At 58.8% G+C, this 19,542-nt stretch carries 18 protein-coding genes and 1 pseudogene; 15 read left to right on the forward strand and 4 right to left on the reverse strand.

The genetic code is table 11. The annotated features are described in order from the left end of the window. Positions 1-2 precede the first annotated feature (2 nt). From gmk to phoB, 9 genes are all read left to right on the forward strand, one after another. Positions 3-641 (forward strand): guanylate kinase, encoded by a 639-nt coding sequence (gene gmk / locus ACOQOQ_RS12625; RefSeq protein ID WP_420567343.1) that lies wholly within the window; start codon positions 3-5, stop codon positions 639-641. Beyond that, a complete protein-coding gene (locus ACOQOQ_RS12630) occupies positions 638-1,168 on the forward strand; it encodes a gamma carbonic anhydrase family protein (RefSeq protein WP_420567344.1) in 531 nt (176 codons plus the stop codon). Before gmk ends, ACOQOQ_RS12630 begins: the two co-directional genes overlap by 4 nt. Before the next feature lie 31 nt (positions 1,169-1,199). Then, entirely contained in the window at positions 1,200-2,240 is a 1,041-nt protein-coding gene (locus ACOQOQ_RS12635) for an ATP-binding protein (protein WP_420567345.1), read from the forward strand. Between the two features lie 381 nt (positions 2,241-2,621). Further along, entirely contained in the window at positions 2,622-3,677 is a 1,056-nt protein-coding gene (locus ACOQOQ_RS12640; RefSeq protein ID WP_420567346.1) for a substrate-binding domain-containing protein, read from the forward strand. A gap of 84 nt (positions 3,678-3,761) precedes the next feature. Then, positions 3,762-5,234: a phosphate ABC transporter permease subunit PstC gene (pstC, locus tag ACOQOQ_RS12645; protein WP_420567347.1), complete on the forward strand. Its 1,473-nt coding sequence runs from the start codon at positions 3,762-3,764 to the stop codon at positions 5,232-5,234. Beyond that, positions 5,231-6,553 carry a phosphate ABC transporter permease PstA gene (gene pstA / locus ACOQOQ_RS12650; protein ID WP_420567348.1) on the forward strand — a complete coding sequence of 441 codons (1,323 nt, stop codon included), beginning with the start codon at positions 5,231-5,233 and terminating at the stop codon, positions 6,551-6,553. Before pstC ends, pstA begins: the two co-directional genes overlap by 4 nt. A 17-nt stretch (positions 6,554-6,570) precedes the next feature. Then, positions 6,571-7,368, forward strand: coding sequence for a phosphate ABC transporter ATP-binding protein PstB (gene pstB, locus ACOQOQ_RS12655; protein WP_420569772.1), 798 nt, complete (start codon positions 6,571-6,573; stop codon positions 7,366-7,368). Positions 7,369-7,379: 11 nt separating this feature from the next. Beyond that, positions 7,380-8,096, forward strand: a complete 717-nt coding sequence (phoU, locus tag ACOQOQ_RS12660; protein WP_420567349.1) for a phosphate signaling complex protein PhoU — start codon at positions 7,380-7,382, stop codon at positions 8,094-8,096. 14 nt (positions 8,097-8,110) lie between these two features. Beyond that, positions 8,111-8,803 carry a phosphate regulon transcriptional regulator PhoB gene (phoB, locus tag ACOQOQ_RS12665; RefSeq protein WP_420567350.1) on the forward strand — a complete coding sequence of 231 codons (693 nt, stop codon included), beginning with the start codon at positions 8,111-8,113 and terminating at the stop codon, positions 8,801-8,803. A gap of 12 nt (positions 8,804-8,815) precedes the next feature. Here the strand turns inward: phoB and ACOQOQ_RS12670 are convergent, their stop codons facing one another. After that, the gene (locus ACOQOQ_RS12670) at positions 8,816-9,724 is read right to left on the reverse strand and encodes a LysR substrate-binding domain-containing protein (protein WP_420567351.1); all 909 of its coding nucleotides are present in this window, start codon (positions 9,722-9,724) and stop codon (positions 8,816-8,818) included. A 105-nt stretch (positions 9,725-9,829) separates the two neighbouring features. Here ACOQOQ_RS12670 and ACOQOQ_RS12675 point away from each other — a divergent pair, with 105 nt between their 5' ends. From ACOQOQ_RS12675 to ACOQOQ_RS12685, 3 genes and pseudogenes are all read left to right on the forward strand, one after another. After that, positions 9,830-11,050, forward strand: coding sequence for an acyl-CoA dehydrogenase (locus tag ACOQOQ_RS12675; protein WP_420567352.1), 1,221 nt, complete (start codon positions 9,830-9,832; stop codon positions 11,048-11,050). Between the two features lie 58 nt (positions 11,051-11,108). Beyond that, the gene (locus tag ACOQOQ_RS12680) at positions 11,109-12,365 is read left to right on the forward strand and encodes an NAD(P)/FAD-dependent oxidoreductase (protein ID WP_420567353.1); all 1,257 of its coding nucleotides are present in this window, start codon (positions 11,109-11,111) and stop codon (positions 12,363-12,365) included. 249 nt (positions 12,366-12,614) lie between these two features. After that, positions 12,615-13,360, forward strand: a pseudogene (locus ACOQOQ_RS12685) (LuxR family transcriptional regulator). 470 nt (positions 13,361-13,830) lie between these two features. Here ACOQOQ_RS12685 and tsf read toward each other — a convergent pair. The 3 genes from tsf to ACOQOQ_RS12700 form a co-directional block, all read right to left on the reverse strand. Beyond that, positions 13,831-14,706, reverse strand: a complete 876-nt coding sequence (gene tsf, locus ACOQOQ_RS12690) for a translation elongation factor Ts (protein WP_420567354.1) — start codon at positions 14,704-14,706, stop codon at positions 13,831-13,833. 81 nt (positions 14,707-14,787) lie between these two features. Then, positions 14,788-15,549, reverse strand: coding sequence for a 30S ribosomal protein S2 (rpsB, locus tag ACOQOQ_RS12695; protein ID WP_420567355.1), 762 nt, complete (start codon positions 15,547-15,549; stop codon positions 14,788-14,790). Positions 15,550-15,713: 164 nt separating this feature from the next. Continuing rightward, a complete protein-coding gene (locus tag ACOQOQ_RS12700; RefSeq protein ID WP_420567356.1) occupies positions 15,714-16,841 on the reverse strand; it encodes a HupE/UreJ family protein in 1,128 nt (375 codons plus the stop codon). On the opposite strand from ACOQOQ_RS12700, the gene ACOQOQ_RS12705 reads away from it, so the two are divergent. Genes ACOQOQ_RS12705 through ACOQOQ_RS12715 form a run of 3 tightly spaced genes read left to right on the forward strand, consistent with a single transcriptional unit; the run spans position 16,825 to position 19,488 of the window. Continuing rightward, positions 16,825-17,628: a DUF4198 domain-containing protein gene (locus tag ACOQOQ_RS12705; RefSeq protein WP_420567357.1), complete on the forward strand. Its 804-nt coding sequence runs from the start codon at positions 16,825-16,827 to the stop codon at positions 17,626-17,628. The genes ACOQOQ_RS12700 and ACOQOQ_RS12705 overlap by 17 nt on opposite strands. A 58-nt stretch (positions 17,629-17,686) precedes the next feature. Beyond that, on the forward strand, positions 17,687-18,580 hold the full coding sequence (locus tag ACOQOQ_RS12710; protein WP_420567358.1) for a PfkB family carbohydrate kinase: 894 nt from the start codon (positions 17,687-17,689) through the stop codon (positions 18,578-18,580). After that, the gene (locus ACOQOQ_RS12715; protein WP_420567359.1) at positions 18,577-19,488 is read left to right on the forward strand and encodes a pseudouridine-5'-phosphate glycosidase; all 912 of its coding nucleotides are present in this window, start codon (positions 18,577-18,579) and stop codon (positions 19,486-19,488) included. Before ACOQOQ_RS12710 ends, ACOQOQ_RS12715 begins: the two co-directional genes overlap by 4 nt. The last annotated feature ends 54 nt before the right edge of the window (positions 19,489-19,542 follow it).

The raw sequence follows: 19,542 nt of genomic DNA on the forward strand, positions 1-19,542 counted from the left end.
CCATGCAACGACGTGGCCTTTTGATCATCCTGTCCTCGCCCTCGGGGGCGGGAAAATCCACACTGACAGGGCGTCTGCGCGACTGGGATCCCGAGATTAACTTTTCGGTCTCGGCCACCACCCGCGATCCGCGCCCCGGCGAGGTGGACGGCGAGCATTACCATTTCATGACGCAGGACGCGTTCAAGAAAACGGTGCACGAAGACGGCATGCTGGAACACGCAGAGGTATTCGGGAACTACTATGGCTCGCCCAAAGCGCCGGTTCAGGCCGCGATCGAGAATGGCAAGGACGTGCTGTTCGACATTGACTGGCAAGGGGCGCAGCAGATCACCAATTCGTCGCTGGCCGCGCATGTACTGTCGATCTTCATCCTGCCGCCCTCGATCACGGAACTGCACCGCCGCTTGGTCAGTCGCGGTCAGGACAGCGACGAGGTGATCGCCAAACGCATGGCCAAAAGCTGGGACGAGATCAGCCACTGGGGCAGCTATGATTATGTGCTGGTCAACGATGATTTGGACAAGACAGCTGAAGAGCTGAAGACTATCGTGGCCGCAACCCGCATGCGACGGGTGCAGCAGCCGGTGTTGGTGGATCACGTGCGGACGCTGCAAACGGAATTCGAGGAACTGAAATGACCCTGTACAGCCTGGATGGAAAAGCCCCTGAACTGCCCGAAAACGGTGATTTCTGGGTTGCACCTGATGCCAATGTGGTGGGGCAGGTCCGGCTGGGGCAGGGCGCCTCGGTCTGGTTTGGCTGCACATTGCGCGGCGACAACGAGCTGATCGACATTGGCGCGGGGTCCAACGTGCAGGAAAACACCGTGATGCATACCGATCGGGGTTATCCGCTGACAATCGGCGTGAACTGCACCATCGGGCACAAGGCGATGCTGCATGGCTGCACGGTCGGGGACAATTCGCTGATCGGGATGGGGGCCACGGTGCTGAATGGCGCAAAGATCGGCAAGAATTGCCTGATCGGCGCCAATGCCCTGATCACCGAAGGTAAGGAAATCCCGGATGGCAGCCTTGTGATGGGCTCGCCCGGAAAAGTGGTGCGTCAGCTGGATGAGGCCGCGATCCAAAGCCTGACGCTCAGCGCGTTGCACTATCAGGACAACATGCGCCGGTTCCGCGATGGGCTGAGCGTCGCAGGCTGAGCATGCTAAGCAGAACAGGCAGGGCAAGGCGATGACCGACACGCTGATCACCGATACATTGGCTGCAATTCCCATGCCTGCTCTGGTCGTGGCCGCCGGCGAGCGGATTCTGGACGGCAACAAGGCGGCCGAGAAGCTGCTGGAGTCGGAAAACCTGGCTGGGATGCACCTGCTGACTGTGTTGCGCCAGCCCTCGGTCCTGGATGCGATTGAAGCTTGCCGCGCCAGCCAGGCCGCGCGCACCACGCGCTATCTGACGACGGTTGGCCGGCAGGATATGACCTATCGCGTGCATTGCGGGTTTGTGCGGAACGAGGATCGCTCGGGCGTATTGGTCACGTTCGAAGATATCACTCATCTGGAAACCGCCGAGCAGATGCGCCGCGATTTCGTGGCCAACGTCAGCCACGAGCTGCGCACGCCGCTGACGGCGTTGCTGGGGTTCATTGAGACGCTGCAAGGCCCCGCGCGCGACGATCCTGTCGCCCGCGACAGGTTCCTGGGCATCATGGCGAACGAGGCCGGGCGGATGAACCGCCTGGTGCGCGATCTTCTGTCGCTCAGTCAAGTCGAGGCGCAAGAGCGTATCCGGCCGGGTGAAAGCGTCAACATGACCGATATGGTGGATTCGGTGATCCGCAATCTCTCACCTCTGGCCGAGGCCTCGAATGTCACCATCAAGCAGGACGTTCCGGCCGAGCCGGTGAAGCTTGCCGCAGATGCCGATCAGATACGACAGGTTCTGATGAACCTGACGGAGAACGCGATCAAATACGGAGGCGTGGACGGAACAGTGACGTTGTCCTTGTCAGTAATGGACAAAGATCCGGCGCTGCGCGCCCCAGGGGTGCGGGTTTCAGTGCGGGATCAGGGGCCTGGAATCGACCCGATTCACCTGCCGCGCCTGACCGAACGTTTCTATCGAGTGGACAGCCACCGCTCGCGCGAGATGGGAGGCACGGGCCTGGGGCTTGCCATCGTGAAACACATCATCAACCGTCACCGCGGCCGCCTGAAGGTAGAAAGTGAGCTGGGCCAGGGCAGCGTGTTCACTGTGATTCTGCCAATGTGAGGGCTCATTCGCCTGAACATAACTCTGCGGGGTACTTTTTCGGGTTAATTGACCGTAAAAGTAGAAGGTCGGGCAGATCCGCGTCGTATTCCAAGAAATGATTCTGTTACATTCGTCAAATTTCGGAACCAACCGGGCCTGAATTCAGAAGTTTGTGACGAAAACTTCACTCGTTCTCATCAGGCTTCTGCATTTTCGATGAACGTAAGGCGTTGGTTTATAACAATCTAAATTGCTAATGTAACAGCGAGGCTCAACTAGGACGCCAACTGTCATAAGCCTGTTACAAACACGTCACAAAAGGTTGGTATTCGCCCGATAGATCGCGGCCCAGAGGTCGCCAGTAACGTGCGACCCAGCAATCGAAATCAGGAGTTTCCTATGTCCTTCGTGAAACTGACCGCCTCCACTCTGGCGATCGCCGCTGTTTCCGCCACCGCTGCTGCTGCCCGTGACCAGGTGCAGGTTGCCGGTTCGTCCACCGTTCTGCCCTACGCTTCGATCGTTGCCGAAGCTTTCGGCGAAAACTTTGACTTCCCGACCCCCGTTGTTGAATCGGGCGGCTCGTCGGCCGGTCTGAAGCGCTTCTGTGAAGGTGTTGGCGAAAACACCATCGACGTCGCCAACGCGTCGCGCAAGATCAAAGACTCGGAGATCAAGAAATGTGCCGAAAACGGCGTGACCGACATCATCGAGGTCCGCATCGGTTATGATGGCATCGTTTTCGCAAACGACATCAAAGGCGAAAGCTTCAAGTTCACCCAGACCGATTGGTTCCTGGCTCTGTCGAACGAGATCCTGGTTGACGGCAAAATGGTTGCCAACCCGAACAAAACCTGGGCCGACGTGAACCCCGCGTTCCCCGCCCAGCCGATCCAAGCTTTCATCCCCGGCACCAAGCACGGCACCCGTGAAGTGTTCGAAGACAAAGTGATCCTGGAAGGCTGCGAAGCCACCGGCGCATTCGAGCACCTGCTGGCCGCCGCTGAAGGCGACAACGCCAAAGCCAAGAAGAAAGCTGCCGAGAAAGCCTGTATCTCGCTGCGTACCGACGGCGTGTCCGTGGACATCGACGGTGACTACACCGAGACCCTGGCCCGCATCGACAGCAACAAAGACGGCATCGGCGTCTTCGGCCTGGCGTTCTACGAGAACAACACCGACAAGCTGCAAGTTGCAACCATGGCCGACATCGTTCCCTCGACCGAGTCGATCGCAACCGGCGAATACCCCGTGTCGCGTCCGCTGTACTTCTACATCAAGAAAGCCCACCTGGGTGTGATCCCCGGCATCAAAGAATACGCTGAATTCTTTATCTCGGACGAGATCGCAGGCCCCGACGGCCCGCTGGCCGAATACGGCCTGGTTTCGGACCCCGAGCTGGCCAAGACCCAAGCCGCTGTGGCTGACGAAGCCACCATGGGCTCGAACATGTAAGACCCTTCGGAAAGAGCGGCCCTTGCCGCTCTTTCCACCCCTTGCTACTGCAGCATGGCAATTCCCACAACTTTCGGAGCAGACATGCCCGTACTCTGGCTTCTCCTCATTGTCGCAGCTCTGTCCGTCATCGGATTTGTATTCAGCCGCATTCGTGCGCTGAGATCCGTGAACGGAGACAGCCGTGCCTTGCACTCTCTTCCTAAATACTATGGGGCAAACGCCGTCGTCTTTACGGCGGTGCCGTCGCTTTTGCTGCTTGCGATCTGGCTGCTGGCCCAACCGATCGTAATCAACTCTTCGATCGCGAAGATGATCCCCGAAAGCGCGGTTGCCGAAGGCTCCTCTCTGGATCTGCTGATGTCGGACGTGCGCCGGGTCGCTGATGGCCTGGATACGGCCGTTGCATCTGGCAACATGACTGAAAGCGAAGCCGGCAAGCTGCGCGCCAGCCTGTCCGACGTTCGTGGCCGCCTGGCCGGGATCGGTGTTGCGCTTGGCTCGGACGTGCGCCCCGAGGTTCTTGGCGCCGCGCAGAAGTACCGCGCGATGACCGCCGCGGGGAACCTGTACATGACTGTTCTGGTTTTGCTTGCCTCGATCGCGGGGTTCTTGTGGGCGGTCATGAGTTCTAAGGCCGAGTTTCGCGCCCGCAACGTGGTGGAAAACGCCATCATGGTGCTGCTGATCGGCGCGGCCTCTCTGGCCATTCTGACCACCGTTGGCATCGTTCTGTCGATGCTGTTCGAGACGGTGAACTTCTTCGGTTTACATAACTGGAAAGACTTCTTCTTCGGCGCGACCTGGGCGCCCAACTTCCGCGGCGACTCGGAGCTTTCGATCCTGCCGCTTCTGTGGGGCACGCTGTATATCTCGGTGATTGCGCTTCTGGTGGCCGTGCCGATCGGCCTGTTCGCCGCGATCTATCTGTCCGAATATGCCGGCCCCAAGACCCGCAGCTTTGCCAAACCTCTGCTGGAGATCCTGGCCGGTATCCCGACCATCGTTTACGGTCTGTTTGCTCTGCTGACAGTTGGCCCGATCCTGCTGCGCCTGTTCGGAGAGAACGGCACGCTGGGTGTCGACTGGATGACTGGCGCAACCAGCGTTCTGACCGCGGGCGTGGTGATGGGTATCATGCTGATCCCCTTTGTCAGCTCGTTGTCTGACGACATCATCAACGCGGTGCCGCAATCCATGCGCGACGGCAGCCTGGGCCTGGGTGCCACCCAGTCCGAGACCATCCGTCAGGTCGTTGTTCCCGCAGCATTGCCCGGCATCGTGGGTGCCATCCTGCTGGCCGCAAGCCGCGCCATCGGTGAAACGATGATCGTGGTGATGGGGGCAGGGGCCATCGCGAAATTCTCGGTCAACCCGCTGGAAAGCATGACCACGATCACCACCCGAATTGTCAGCCAGCTGACCGGGGACGGTGACTTTGCCTCGCCTGAAACCCTTGTGGCCTTTGCCCTTGGCCTGACCCTTTTCGTTCTGACGCTGGGCCTGAATGTCCTGGCCCTTTATATCGTGCGCAAATACCGGGAGCAGTACGAATGACCGACACAAGCACCTCGATCCTGAGCCCGGACGCCCGCACGAAAAAGCGGAACGCAGCCGAAGGACGGTTCAAACTTTACGGAATGGCCGCCATTGGCGTCGGTCTGGCTATGCTGATCCTGCTGGTTGTCACCATCGTCGGCAACGGCATGGGCGCGTTCCAACAGACCTTTGTCACCCTGAATGTCGAACTGCTGGAAAGCAAACTGGACAAAAAGGGCGAGCGTAACATTGACGACATCAAGAAGGTTTCGACCTTCGGCTATTCGCCCCTGTTGAAAAATGCCTTGGGTGCGGCGGTCGAAGAAAATGGTATTGAGACCACGCTGAAAACCAAGGATCAGGTCAAGCTGCTGTCGAAATCGGCCGCTGCTGATCTGCGGAACTACGTGCTGGCCGACCCCGATCAGATCGGCAAAACGATCGAGTTTACCTTTCTGGCCAATAGCCGCGTGGATGGCTACCTTAAGGGGCGCGTCACCCGCGAGAGCATCGCGAATGACAAGAATATCAACGCCGCTCAGCTGGATCTGGTCGACGCGCTGAAAGACGCGGGCGTGATCAAGAAACGCTTTAACGCCGATTTCTTCCTTGGTGCGGATGCCTCGGACCAACGGCCAGAAGCGGCCGGGATGGGCGTCGCCATGGCAGGCTCGTTCTTCATGATGCTGGTGGTGCTGGCCCTGTCGCTGCCCATCGGTGTTGCGGCCTCGATCTATCTGGAAGAATTCGCGCCCAAGAACTGGCTGACTGATATCATCGAGGTGAATATCTCGAACCTGGCAGCCGTGCCGTCCATCGTGTTCGGTATTCTGGGTCTGGCCGTGTTCATCAACTACATGCATCTGCCGCAATCGGCGCCGCTGGTCGGTGGCCTGGTGCTGACGCTGATGACGCTGCCGACGATCATCATCTCGACCCGCGCCTCGCTGAAATCGGTGCCGCCGTCGATCCGTGACGCCGCGCTGGGGATCGGCGCATCCAAGATGCAGGCCGTGTTTCACCACGTGCTGCCGCTGGCCGCACCGGGCATTCTGACCGGCACCATCATCGGTCTGGCACAGGCGCTGGGGGAAACCGCACCGTTGCTGCTGATCGGGATGATCGGTTTCATTGCCTCGAACGCGCCGGGCTCGATCGCCGAAGGGTTGATGTCGCCGAACTCGGCCATGCCGGCACAAATCTACGAATGGGCAAAACGGGCTGACCCCGCGTTCTATGAACGTGCCTGGGGTGGGATCATCATCCTGCTTGTTTTCCTGATCACCATGAACACCATCGCCGTTATCCTGCGTCGCCGCTTCGAGCGTCGCTGGTAAGAGCCGGGGGAATGAATATGTACGATGCACCAAGCCTGGAGAAGACAGTGGACCAGAAAGAAATAAAGATCTCCGCCAAGGACGTTCAGGTCTACTACGGCGACACCCATGCCATCAAAGACGTGAGCGTGAATCTGGAAGATAAGACCGTAACTGCCTTCATCGGCCCGTCGGGCTGTGGCAAGTCCACCTTCCTGCGCTGTCTGAACCGCATGAATGACACCATCGACATCTGTCGCGTCGAGGGTGACATCCTGCTGGACCGCGAAGATATCTATGACCCCAAGGTCGACCCGGTGCAACTGCGCGCCAAGGTTGGGATGGTGTTCCAGAAACCCAACCCGTTCCCCAAGTCGATCTATGACAACGTGGCCTATGGCCCGCGTATCCACGGTCTGGCCCGTAACAAGGCCGAGCTGGACGAGATCGTTGAAAAGTCCCTGCGCCGCGGTGCCATTTGGGACGAGGTCAAGGATCGCCTGGACGCGCCGGGCACCGGCCTGTCGGGCGGTCAGCAGCAGCGTTTGTGCATTGCGCGCGCCGTTGCCACGGAACCCGAGGTCCTGCTGATGGACGAGCCGTGCTCGGCGCTGGACCCGATCGCGACCGCTCAGGTCGAAGAACTGATCGACGAGCTGCGCAGCAATTTTTCGGTGGTGATCGTGACCCACTCGATGCAGCAAGCCGCGCGCGTCAGCCAAAAGACCGCCTTCTTCCACTTGGGCAACCTGGTCGAATATGGCGACACCACCCAGATATTTACCAACCCCGTTGACCCCCGGACCGAAAGCTACATCACCGGTCGGATCGGCTAAGGAGCCAGCCAATGTCAGATAAACACATCGTTTCTGCTTTTGACCGGGATCTCGAGGCCATTCAGGCTCAGATCCTGAAAATGGGCGGGCTGGTCGAGGCAGCCATTTTGGACGCTGCCAAATCGCTGGAAGAGCGCGACGAAGAGCTGGCCGAGAAAGTCCGCAACAGCGATCGGGTCATCGACGATCTGGAAGAGCTGATCAATGAAAACTGCGCCAAGCTGATCGCGCTGCGCGCGCCGACTGCCGTCGACCTGCGCGTGATCCTGACCGTGATGAAAGTCAGCGGTAACCTGGAACGCATCGCCGACTATGCCAAGAACATGGCCAAGCGGAACGGCGTTCTGGTGCAGATGTCGCCCATCAACGGCTCTTACGCCGCGCTGCGCCGTATGGCCCGCGAAGTGCAGCTGATGCTGAAAGACGCACTGGACGCCTACATCAAGCGCGACGCCGAACTGGCCATCGACGTGATCCACCGTGACCGCGACGTCGACCAGATGTACAACGCATTGTTCCGTGAATTCCTGACCTTCATGATGGAAGACCCGCGCAACATCACCCCTTGTATGCACCTGCATTTCATCGCGAAGAACACCGAGCGCATGGGCGACCATGTCACCTCGATCGCCGAGCAGGTGGTTTACCTTGTTACGGGCGATCTGCCCGATGACCTCCGCCCCAAAGGGGACATGACCTCGGTCAATCCCGAACTGGGTCAAGTCTGAACTGAGAAAATCCGATGTCCGCACAAACGCAACCCACCGTATTGATCGTCGAGGACGAGCCCGCTCAGCGCGAGGTTCTGGCCTATAACCTTGAAGCCGAAGGTTTCCGTGTCGTCAAAGCCGAAAACGGCGAAGAGGGCCTGATCATGGTGGACGAGGAAACGCCCGATATCATCGTACTGGATTGGATGTTGCCGAACGTGTCCGGGATCGAGGTTTGCCGCCGCCTGAAGACCAAAAGCGAAACCCGCGCGATCCCGATCCTGATGCTCTCGGCCCGCTCTGAAGAAGTGGACAAGGTTCGCGGGCTGGAAACCGGTGCGGATGACTATGTGGTCAAGCCTTACTCGGTGATCGAGCTGATGGCGCGCGTCCGCGCACAGCTTCGCCGCACACGCCCTGCCACCGTTGGCGAACGGCTGGAGTTCGAGGATATCATTCTGGACGCCGAAACCCACCGTGTCACCCGAAGCGGTGAAGCCCTGAAACTTGGCCCGACTGAATTCCGTCTGCTGTCCACATTCATGGAGAAACCGGGCCGTGTCTGGAGCCGCGAGCAGTTGCTGGATCGCGTCTGGGGCCGTGACATCTATGTCGACACACGCACCGTGGACGTGCACATCGGCCGGTTGCGCAAGGCATTGACCCGTTTTGGCGGCTCGGATCCGCTGCGCACGGTGCGCGGGGCAGGTTACGCACTGGGGTAAGGGCAGGGGCCGTTAACGCGGCAGCCCGTCCTCGGTTTCGGCCTGTGTGGCCAACCAGTCGCGGAAAAGGGTTAACGCCTGTTTGCGCGCCTTTTCCTTTGGCCAGACCAGATAGTAGCTGCCCAAACTGCGCGTAGCCGATCCATAGGCTGGCACCAGGCGACCAGATTTCAGCTCGGATTGCGCCAGATAGTCGGGCACCAAGGCGATCCCAAGCCCATGAATCGCGGCTTGCATAATGGTGGAAAACTGGTCGAACATCGTTCCGCTTACCTTATCCGCAGACACGCCGAACGTTGCGAACCACTGTGCCCATGCCTGAGGCCTGGTCTGGATCTGCAGCAGCGGATAATCCATCAGGTCCCGCGGGTGTGCAATGGTCTGATGCGCGATCAAATCAGGGGCGCAAACAGGTAAAACCTGCTCGGACATAAGCTTCAGGTGACCCGAGCCCGCCCAATCACCTTCACCATATTGTACTGCTGCATCAAATGGTTCTGCGGCAAAGTTCACGTTCAAAAGTCGGGTGGACATGTTGACTGTTACTTCGGGGTGCAGCTTGGAGAATTCAGATAGGCGCGGCACAAGCCAGCGCATCCCAAAGGTCGGCAGAATAGCCAGGTTCAGGTTCCCGCCTTCTGGATTCACGCGTAAGTTTAGACTGGCCTGGGCGATCTGTTGCAGGGCTGCGCGAACCTCGTTGACATAGTCCTGCGCGGCGGGCGTCAAGATCATTCGTTTGCGTTCACGCAGGATCAACTGGATGCCCAAATGCGCCTCGAGCGCTTGCAGTTGCCGGCTTACCGCGCTTTGGGTCTGGTTCAGCTCATCTGCCACGGCTGTGGCTGACCCCAAACGGTCCAGTGCTTCGAGCGCGCGAAGAGAAGCGATGGATGGAAGTAGGCGGGTGGAAAGGCTCATCTATGCGAATAACTCATGATTGGTTGCCAAAATTTCACTATTTTTGCGGTTTTACGCCAGCTATTGTCAACCTCAACGCATGTTATTCATCCAAAGGATTGACCAATGACCGAAAAACCCACCTTGCGCGCCAAAGACGCTCCGGATCTGCACGGCTTTGTTTGGGACGACCCCTTCAAAGTGGAAGATCAGTTGCAAGAAGACGAACGGATGATCCGCGACAGCGCCGCTGCTTACTGCGCTGAAAAGCTGCAGCCGCGGGTTCTGGAAGCCTTTCAGAACGAATACACCGACCCCGAGATTTTCCGTGAGATGGGCGAGATGGGGCTGCTGGGCACAACCATTCCCGAAGAATACGGCGGTCTGGGGTCGGGCTATGTGTCCTACGGTCTGGTCGCCCGCGAAGTAGAGCGTGTAGACAGCGGATACCGGTCAATGATGTCGGTGCAAAGCTCTTTGGTGATGTACCCCATCTATGCCTATGGGTCTGAAGAACAACGGAAAAAATACCTTCCCAAACTGTCTAGCGGGGAATGGATCGGATGTTTTGGCCTGACAGAACCCGACGCCGGTAGTGACCCGGCTGGTATGAAAACCCGCGCCACCAAGACCGAGGGCGGTTATGTTCTGAACGGTTCGAAAATGTGGATCTCGAACAGCCCGATCGCTGATGTCTTCGTCGTCTGGGCCAAGTCAGAGGCGCATGGCGGGAAAATTCGTGGCTTCGTTCTGGAAAAGGGACTGAAGGGGCTGAGCGCGCCGAAAATCGAAAAAAAGATGTCTCTGCGTGCTTCGATCACCGGTGAGATCGTGCTGGATAATGTCGAGGTTGGCGAGGACGCGCTGCTGCCCTATGTCGAAGGCCTGAAAGGCCCGTTCGGCTGCCTGAACCGCGCGCGTTACGGCATCAGCTGGGGTGTTCTGGGAGCGGCCGAATGGTGCTGGCACGCAGCGCGTCAGTACGGATTGGATCGCCATCAGTTCAAAAAGCCCCTGGCAGGGACGCAGTTGTACCAGAAGAAATTGGCCGACATGCAGACCGAGATTGCCCTGGGCCTGCAAGCCAGCCTGAGGGTAGGGCGCTTGATGGACAAAGCCGACGCCGCGCCCGAGATGATCAGCATCGTCAAGCGCAACAACTGTGGCAAGGCTTTGGAAATCGCGCGCATGGCGCGGGACATGCATGGCGGGAACGGCATCAGCCTGGAATTCGGTGTGATTCGTCACATGGTTAACCTTGAGACGGTGAACACTTACGAAGGTGCCCATGACGTGCACGCGTTGATCCTGGGACGCGCACAAACCGGGCTGCAGGCCTTTTTCTAAGGCGTCGTGCCCATAGGTTCCGCTTGCGCCAACGCGCAGGCGGGCCTACCGATTTTACATGAGGGACAGAAACCTTTGGAATCATAGCTGCGCCGAGCAGTTTGATGCGCCCATCTTGGATGCGGATCTGACCGCTGATCTGCTGATCATCGGTGGAGGCTTTACAGGTTGTTCCGCTGCTCTTGAGGCAGAAAAACAAGGTGCCAAGGTCGTTTTGATAGAAGCTCGAACGATCGGATTTGGCGGGTCCGGGCGCAATGTCGGGCTGGTGAATGCCGGGCTGTGGCTGCCGCCCGATACCGTGTGTCAGCGCATGGGGCAGGCGGCGGGTGAGCGCCTGAATACCACCCTGGCAGAGGCGCCGGACGCGGTTTTTTCCCTGATCGACGAACATGGCATCCAATGCGAGGCCATTCGCAATGGAACGCTGCATTGCGCGCATTCCAAAGGCGGTCTGGACGATCTGATCACACGTTACGAACAACAGCTGCGCCGCGGCGCGCCCGTGCAATTGCTGGACGCCGCGCAGACAGCGCAGGCCACGGGTACAGACGTGTATTACGGAGCCTTGCAGGACATGCGCGCAGGCACGCTTCAACCGCTGGGCTATGTCAGAGGTCTGGCACGTGCAGCTGCGCAAGCTGGCACGCAAATCTTTGAAAACAGCAGCGTCATGCAGCTGGGCTTCTCGGGCGATTGGCTTGCGCGGTGTAAAAGTGGCTCGGTCAGGGCCAAATCCCTGATTTTGGCGACCAACGCCTATCATACCGGTTTCCGCGGGGCTGAATCCGTGCGTATGACACCGGTCAATTTCTTCCAACTTGCAACGCCGCCTTTGCCCGCATCACTGCTGAACGAAATTCTTGGGCAACATCAGGGGTGTTGGGACACCGGCCTGGTGATGACGTCCTTTCGCAAGGACAAAGCCGGGCGTTTTATTCTGGGCGCCATGGGTTTGCCTGATCGAATGGGTATTCACGAAAACTGGGCCAGACGTGCCATGGCGCGGCTTTTCCCGGGGTTGAAAGACCAGAGTTTCGAATTTTTCTGGTCCGGACGCATTGGAATGAGTGTGGATTATATCGCTAAAATACAACGCCTTGGAGAGAGAGGCTACAGTGCATTCGGATTCTCTGGTCGCGGGATTGGACCGGGAACGGTCATCGGACGCAGTCTTGCGCGGGCTGTGCTGAATGGGGATGAAACTGCGTTGCCAATTGCTCCGATCGATGCGTATCAGGACAAATTGCGTGTTGCAAAAGGGCTGTGGATCGAGGCCGGCGCGCGCGCCATTCATTTTACTGGAGCACGCTAGGGGGCCAATTAGGTTACAAGACCCCTTCATCACTAAACGTATAATCAGTATTATGTTAAAAAAATGTGGTGTCAAAACCCATGGTTCAAATATTTAGACTATTTGGTCAGTAGTCTTCTCGACAAACGCCCGCTTAGAATGTTTATTGCCCGAGGGCTTAAATTCCACTCGAAAGCCTGTCATTAAGCCTGCGCGCTTTTTGCCTATCGGGTCGATGATCGTTGTTGAAGTAACTAAGGGGTCTAATCTGTGTCGCTCTCTCAATATCTGACGGCGCTGACCAATGCGCAAAGCATTGAAGAGCTCTGGGACATGCACACAAAAAAGATGGCCAGCTACGGTTTTGACCGGCTTCTTTATGGCTTCACAAGGTTTCGTTCGGGCAGCTCATTGGGTGATCCCGAAGATTACGTCATTCTGACAACCCATGAACCGTCTTACGTCGACGCCTTCGTCGCAGGCGGCCTGCATCATGACGCCCCGATGGTGAAATGGGTTCTAGAAAACGAAGGCGCCTGTAGCTGGAATATCCTCCCACATCTTGCCGAAAATGGCATGATGTCTGAGAAAGAAAAGAAAGTGATCGAGTTCAATCGAAAGCACGGCGTTGTTTCGGGGTATTCAGTCAGTTTCAAATCAATCTCACCGCGCTCCAAGGGCGCAATTGCACTGACGGCGCGAAGCGAATTGAGCCAGGAACGTGTCGATGCCACATGGGAACGTTATGGGGACGAAATTCTGGTCATCAACAACGTGGCGCATCTGAAAATCATGACCCTGCCCTACTCTGGGCCGACGCGCCAACTGACCAAGCGCCAGCGTGAGGCGCTGCAATGGGTTGGCGACGGTAAAACCACGCAGGATATCGCTTTGCTGATGGGTTTGACCTCGAAAAACATCTGCGCCTGGCGCGCGAGGCGCTGAGCGTGGAAACCACTGCCCAAGCGGTGTTGAAAGCCGCTTTGCAAAACCAGATGTTCGTCATGGAAAGCTAGATCCACGCGGGGTTTGGAGCCTGAAAGGCAACAGTTGCAGTATTTCTGATGGCTGAATTGCTTTGCAAGGCGCTGAAATAATGGAAGTATTTGATTTCGTGACCGAGCGTTTCGCCACAGGTAGGGAATCCCATACTTTATTTTCCCTACGTAAAACTGCAAGTTGGCAGCGTTCCGTGAGTGGTGGCTTTAGCCTAGGAACAAAGACCTCGTATCCTTGTGATTTCAGGGCTCTTCGCGGTCTCCGGTTTCAATCCGGATGCTGGCTTGGGTTTTATTTGGGGCCCAGGCCAGCGCCTTAAAGACCGATCCTCGCTCATCCCCAAATAGTCCGGGGGTCGGTCGACATTTTAGGTGCCACTGCTTTTTGGGCGGTGGCACCATTTTTTTGTGCCCCCTGCCCCAATGCCAGACAAGAAAAAGCCCCGGACTTGGGTCCGAGGCTTTCTGATTTTCGACTGTTTGGGCAATCAGCCCTGAACGGCCTTGGCGACTTCGGCTGCGAAGTCTTCTTCTTTTTTCTCGATGCCTTCGCCAACTTCCATGCGGACGAAACCAACGATCTCGGCACCGGCTTCTTTGGCTGCGGCCTCGACGGTCAGGTCGGGGTTCACAACGAATGCCTGGCCCAGCAGGGTCGATTCAGCGATGAATTTCTTCATGCGGCCCTTGATCATGTTTTCGATGATGTTCTCGGGCTTGCCGGACTCACGCGCGATGTCGATCTGAACCTGCTTTTCTTTCTCGACAACGGCCGGATCCAGATCAGCTTCGCCCAAAGCGGCAGGGTTCGCGGCTGCGATGTGCATGGCAACCTGCTTGCCGAAGGCTTCATCACCGCCGTTCAGGCCAACCAGAACGCCGATTTTGCCCATGCCGTCGGTGGCCGCGTTGTGCACATAGGTCACAACGGTGCCAGCTTCGATCACGGCCATACGGCGCAGCGACATGTTCTCGCCGATGGTGGCGATCTTGTCAGTGATGACGGTTTCGACGGTCTTGCCACCGATGTCAGCCGCTTTCAGCGCGTCAACGTCCGTAACATTCAGAGCAGCGCCGGCGATGCTTTTGACCATGCCTTGGAATTCGGCGTTTTTCGCAACGAAGTCGGTTTCCGAGTTCACTTCGACAGCAACACCTTTGCCACCGTCCACGGCGACGGCCACCAGGCCCTCGGCAGCGGTACGGCCAGCTTTTTTGGCGGCCTTGGCCAGACCTTTGGTGCGCAGCCAGTCAACGGCGGCTTCCATGTCGCCATCGTTTTCGACCAGGGCTTTTTTCGCGTCCATCATGCCAACGCCGGTGGATTCGCGCAGTTCTTTTACCTGTGCAGCAGTGATCGCCATAGTGGCTCTCCTCGAATTGAAATCTAGTCACCGGGCGCGGACATAGCCCGCGGCCCGTATCAGTTTGATGACGGTCGGGCCTTAGGCCTCGGCGCCTTCGATGGCTTCCTCGACGGTCTCTTCCAGAGCGCCCAGGTCAACGCCTGCAGCACCCATCTGAGCGGTCATGCCGTCCAGGGCTGCGCGCGACACCAGGTCGGTGTACAGAGCGATGGCACGAGCCGCGTCATCGTTGCCGGGAATGATGTAATCGATGCCATCAGGCGAGCAGTTGGTGTCGACGACAGCCACAACCGGAATACCCAGTTTCTTGGCTTCGGCGATGGCCAGTGCTTCTTTTTTCACGTCGATGACGAACAGCAGGTCCGGCACGCCGCCCATTTCACGGATACCGCCCAGCGAAGCCTGCAGCTTCTCCTGGTCGCGTTCCATGTTCAGACGTTCTTTCTTGGTCAGGCCTTCGGCGCCGCCATCCAGTTTCTCGTCGATTTCCTTCAGGCGGTTGATCGACTGCGAAACGGTCTGCCAGTTGGTCAGGGTGCCGCCCAGCCAGCGGTGGTTCATGTAGTACTGAGCGCATTTTTCAGCGGCGTCAGCGATCGGGGCAGCTGCCTGGCGCTTGGTGCCAACGAACAGAACGCGGCCGCCTTTGGCGACGGTTTCACGAACGACGTTCAGAGCCGCGTCCAGCATGGGAACGGTCTGGGTCAGGTCCATGATGTGGATGCCGTTGCGCGAGCCGTAGATGAACTCGCCCATGCGGGGGTTCCAACGCTGCGTCTGGTGGCCGAAGTGAACGCCTGCTTCCAGCAGCTGGCGCATGGTGAACTCGGGAAGAGCCATGTCTTTTTCCTTTTCCGGTTTCGCCTCGACGGGGGAGAGAAGCAAATGCTTCAACCGGCGGACCAACAAGGATGTCTCCCTTATAAGCCCAACCCCGCCTGCGGGTTTGAATGCCGGTCCTTTAAGGGAAAGGCAGACCAAGCGCAAGCCCTGTTGCGGCAGGTTTAGAAAAAGACCCGTTCCAGAACCCAATACGCGCCGATAAACGCGATAATCAGCGATCCGGGTATGATGATTACATGTCGGTACCAGGGTTTGCCCCCGAACCATGCCCCAACGGTCAGGAACGCAATGGCGATGACTGTCAGCTGGCCCAGCTCGACCCCGATGTTAAAGCCGACAAGCGCCGGAATGAATTGAGCTTCCGGCAAGCCGAAGTCTTCCAGAACACTGGCAAAGCCCAAACCGTGCAGCAGACCAAAGCCAAAGACCACTACGGGGCGCCATGGGGTCAGCCCTTTGGCCAAAATGTTTTCGATTGCCACAAAACAGATCGAGGCAGCGATCAGCGGCTCGACAACACTGCCGGGTACCTCGACCCAGCCCAGTGCGCCAGCCGCCAAGGTGACCGTATGGGCCAGCGTAAAGGCCGAAATTTGCCAGATCAGCGCCCGCATCCGTGTGGACAGCAGGAACAGCCCCAGCACGAAAAGGATATGGTCCAGCCCCTTGGGCAGGATGTGGTCAAACCCGACAGGGATGTATTGCAGCAGGGCCCCAAGCGCGCTCGGGCTTTGCCCGCCGGCCAGGGGGATGGCCTCGGTGCTGGCACCCCCCTGCAGCGTGCCGGTATAGGCCGTTTGAACCCCGTTCTGGCGCAGGATCAAGGTGCCATATCCCTTGGGCCAGGTAAGGGTCAGCTCTTGCGCCTGTGCGCCCGTCAAAATCGCGCTCAAAACCGTCGCGCGCGCCAGCTCGTCCGAGGGTGGCTGCAGCACCTCGACCTCTTGCAGGGTCCATACTGCGGGTTGTCCGTCCAATTCGGCCTGAACCTGCCCAAAGAGCCGTGGAAATGCGGTGGTGACCAACTGTGTCAGCGCCTCAGGAGACTGGGCGCGCAGGTCGTCATACGCCCCTGCCCCCGGCGCGGCGTTGGTGTCCTCCAGCCCATCCAGATCGATACCGGCCAGAATCGCCTCGGCATTCAGGCGGAATTCAAAGGTCAGCGCGTCCCCTTGCCGTTGGAAATTCGCAATGCCGGGCGTAACCTCATGTGCCAGCGCGCCCTGCACCAGAAGGCTTGACATTACGGTCAGGAACGCCAGCCTCAACCACATGAAAAAGCCTCTCATCACTCTGCTCCTTTTGCTGCTGTCCAATCGCGCAATAGCCCATGAGGTTTGGATAGAACCGCAGAACTATCAAGTCGAAAAAGGTGGCCAAATCACCGCATCCCTGAAGAACGGAGAGCAGTTCAGCGGTATCGAATTAAGCTGGTTTTCCGGCCAGATCGACCGGTTCGATGTGGTCGTGCGCGGAAAGGCGCGTGCAATTGATGGCCGCTCCGGCGATCTGCCTGCAATCCAGGGTCTGAAGACACGTCCGGGGCTGGTGGTGCTGGTGCATCAATCAAAACCCAAGACTTTGACCTATGAAAACTGGGAAAAGTTCCAGGCCTTCATTGATCACAAGGATCTGGGGGACATTCGCGGGGCCCATTTGGAGCGCGGGCTGGCTCAGACGCCGCTGCGCGAGGTGTACACCCGTTTCGCCAAGTCTCTTCTTTCTGTTGGGCATGGCAAGGGTGCCGACACTGTTACAGGGCTTGAGACCGAGATTGTCGCCCTTGCCAATCCCTATCAGGGCAAACTGAGCGCGATGCCTGTGCAGGTGCTGTATCAGGGCGCCGCACGCGTTGATGCCCAGATCGAGCTGTTCTCACGGGCCCCCGACGGAACAATTTCGGTCACGTATCACCGCACCGACAAGGCGGGCCAGGCGACCCTGCCCGTCCTGCCCGGCCACAGCTATCTGGTCGACGCCGTGGTTCTGCGCGAACCCTCGGCCACGCTGGCAGCGCGATATAACGCGCAATGGGAATCTCTTTGGGCTTCGTTGACATTTGCGGTGCCGGAATGATGCTGGCTGACCGCAAGGCAGGCTTGCCATTCGCCGTATTTCCGACAAAGGCTGGGGCATGACAAATTCCCCCGATATCCTTTGCATCGGTTCGGTCCTGTGGGACGTGATCGGACGCTCACCCGCAGTATTGCGGCAGGGATCGGACGTGCCGGGGCGGATCAGCCGATTGCCTGGCGGTGTAGCCATGAATATCGCTATGGCGCTTGTTCGCTTCGGGTTGCGCCCATCGGTGCTGACGGCCATCGGCCGCGACGACGAAGGATCCGAGCTGATTGCCGCCTGCGACCGGCTGGGCGTTCAGACAGGCCTGGCCTATCGGTCGGATGATCTGCCGACGGATCGCTATATGGCCGTCGAAGGCGCAAATGGCCTGATCGCCGCCATCGCTGATGCCCATTCGCTCGAGCTGGCCGGGGACAAGATACTTGCGCCCCTGCTTGATGGCCGGTTGGGCAGCGCGGATGCCCCCTATGAGGGGCTGATCGCGCTGGACGGCAATCTGACCCTTGCGTTGCTCGAGGAAATTGCCGTGCACCCGGCCTTTGCCCGCGCCGATCTGCGCGTGGCCCCTGCTTCGCCCGGCAAGGCGGAACGTTTGCTGCCATTTCTGCGCCATCCGCGCGCTGTGCTTTATGTGAACCTTGAAGAGGCCGGCCTGCTGTGCGCTCAGGAATTCCAGGATGCCTCGGGGGCGGCTCAGGCCCTGCTTGAACGTGGCGCGGCCCGAGTTCTGGTAACCAACGGCGGCGAAATGGCCGCCGAAGGTTCGGGTCAAGCCATTCTGACGGCGCGTCCTCCGAAGGTTCTTGTCACGCGCGTCACCGGCGCGGGCGATACTTTCATGGCGGCCCATATCGCCGCCGAACACGCAGGAACGACCGGGGCCAAGGCCCTGAACCGCGCGTTAAGCGCCGCCGCCACCTATGTCTCCGGAGAAGTGCCCGCATGATTCCAATGCTCAAATCCCCCGATGTTGCCCTGGCGCTGGAGCAAAACCAGCCCGTTGTGGCGCTGGAAAGTACGATCATCACTCATGGGATGCCCTATCCTCAGAACCTTGAAACCGCCCGCGCGGTCGAAGGGATGGTGCGCGATATGGGCGCCGTGCCCGCCACGATCGCGGTTCTGAACGGCACGTTGCACATTGGATTGACCGCAGAACAGCTTGAGGAACTGGCGCAGGCCAAAAACGTTGCCAAGCTCAGCCGGGCAGACCTTGCTGCCTGCATGGCCTTGGGGGGAACCGGGGCCACGACCGTCGCGTCGACCATGATCGCAGCGCATCTGGCGGGGATCGAGGTTTTTGCCACGGGCGGCATTGGCGGTGTCCATAAAGGCGCCGAGCTGAGCTTTGACATCTCGGCCGATCTGTTGGAGCTGGCCCAAACACCGGTCACCGTCGTCGCAGCTGGCGCCAAGGCAATCCTTGACCTGCCCAAAACGCTGGAAGTTCTGGAAACCCAAGGCGTTCCGGTGATCGCCCATCGACAGGACGATTTCCCGGCGTTCTGGTCACGCTCTTCGGGTTTGAAAGCGCCGCTGCGTATGGACGATGCCGCCGATATTGCCGAGGCGCACCGGATGCGCGGGGCGCTGGGGCTGCCGGGAGGGCAACTGGTCGCCAATCCCATCCCGGCCGAGCACGAAATCCCGCCCGAGGAGCTGTCCCCGATCATCGCCGAGGCAACGCTGAACGCCGAGGAAATGCAGATCGCCGGCAAAGAGGTCACCCCGTTCCTGCTGCGCCGGATCTTCGATCTGACCGGCGGCCAGTCGCTGAATGCGAATATCGCCCTGGTGCTGAATAACGCCGCACTGGCGGCCCGTATTGCCGGCGAGTTGGCCAAAGATCGTTAAACACCAGTAATGCGAGCGCAACGCCATTGTGGCATGCGACCAAAGTCCCTACAT

Origin of the sequence: Thalassovita sp., assembly GCF_965218685.1 — a bacterium.
GTDB lineage: Bacteria > Pseudomonadota > Alphaproteobacteria > Rhodobacterales > Rhodobacteraceae > Thalassobius.

Bases quoted from the DNA above. Each gene is read 5' to 3' on its own strand.
- gmk (WP_420567343.1), top strand. From the start codon at position 3: ATGCAACGACGTGGCCTTTTGATCATCCTGTCCTCGCCCTCGGGGGCG.
- ACOQOQ_RS12630 (WP_420567344.1), top strand. From the start codon at position 638: ATGACCCTGTACAGCCTGGATGGAAAAGCCCCTGAACTGCCCGAAAAC.
- ACOQOQ_RS12635 (WP_420567345.1), top strand. From the start codon at position 1,200: ATGACCGACACGCTGATCACCGATACATTGGCTGCAATTCCCATGCCT.
- ACOQOQ_RS12640 (WP_420567346.1), top strand. From the start codon at position 2,622: ATGTCCTTCGTGAAACTGACCGCCTCCACTCTGGCGATCGCCGCTGTT.
- pstC (WP_420567347.1), top strand. From the start codon at position 3,762: ATGCCCGTACTCTGGCTTCTCCTCATTGTCGCAGCTCTGTCCGTCATC.
- pstA (WP_420567348.1), top strand. From the start codon at position 5,231: ATGACCGACACAAGCACCTCGATCCTGAGCCCGGACGCCCGCACGAAA.
- pstB (WP_420569772.1), top strand. From the start codon at position 6,571: ATGTACGATGCACCAAGCCTGGAGAAGACAGTGGACCAGAAAGAAATA.
- phoU (WP_420567349.1), top strand. From the start codon at position 7,380: ATGTCAGATAAACACATCGTTTCTGCTTTTGACCGGGATCTCGAGGCC.
- phoB (WP_420567350.1), top strand. From the start codon at position 8,111: ATGTCCGCACAAACGCAACCCACCGTATTGATCGTCGAGGACGAGCCC.
- ACOQOQ_RS12670 (WP_420567351.1), bottom strand. From the start codon at position 9,724: ATGAGCCTTTCCACCCGCCTACTTCCATCCATCGCTTCTCTTCGCGCG.
- ACOQOQ_RS12675 (WP_420567352.1), top strand. From the start codon at position 9,830: ATGACCGAAAAACCCACCTTGCGCGCCAAAGACGCTCCGGATCTGCAC.
- ACOQOQ_RS12680 (WP_420567353.1), top strand. From the start codon at position 11,109: ATGAGGGACAGAAACCTTTGGAATCATAGCTGCGCCGAGCAGTTTGAT.
- tsf (WP_420567354.1), bottom strand. From the start codon at position 14,706: ATGGCGATCACTGCTGCACAGGTAAAAGAACTGCGCGAATCCACCGGC.
- rpsB (WP_420567355.1), bottom strand. From the start codon at position 15,549: ATGGCTCTTCCCGAGTTCACCATGCGCCAGCTGCTGGAAGCAGGCGTT.
- ACOQOQ_RS12705 (WP_420567357.1), top strand. From the start codon at position 16,825: ATGAAAAAGCCTCTCATCACTCTGCTCCTTTTGCTGCTGTCCAATCGC.
- ACOQOQ_RS12700 (WP_420567356.1), bottom strand. From the start codon at position 16,841: ATGAGAGGCTTTTTCATGTGGTTGAGGCTGGCGTTCCTGACCGTAATG.
- ACOQOQ_RS12710 (WP_420567358.1), top strand. From the start codon at position 17,687: ATGACAAATTCCCCCGATATCCTTTGCATCGGTTCGGTCCTGTGGGAC.
- ACOQOQ_RS12715 (WP_420567359.1), top strand. From the start codon at position 18,577: ATGATTCCAATGCTCAAATCCCCCGATGTTGCCCTGGCGCTGGAGCAA.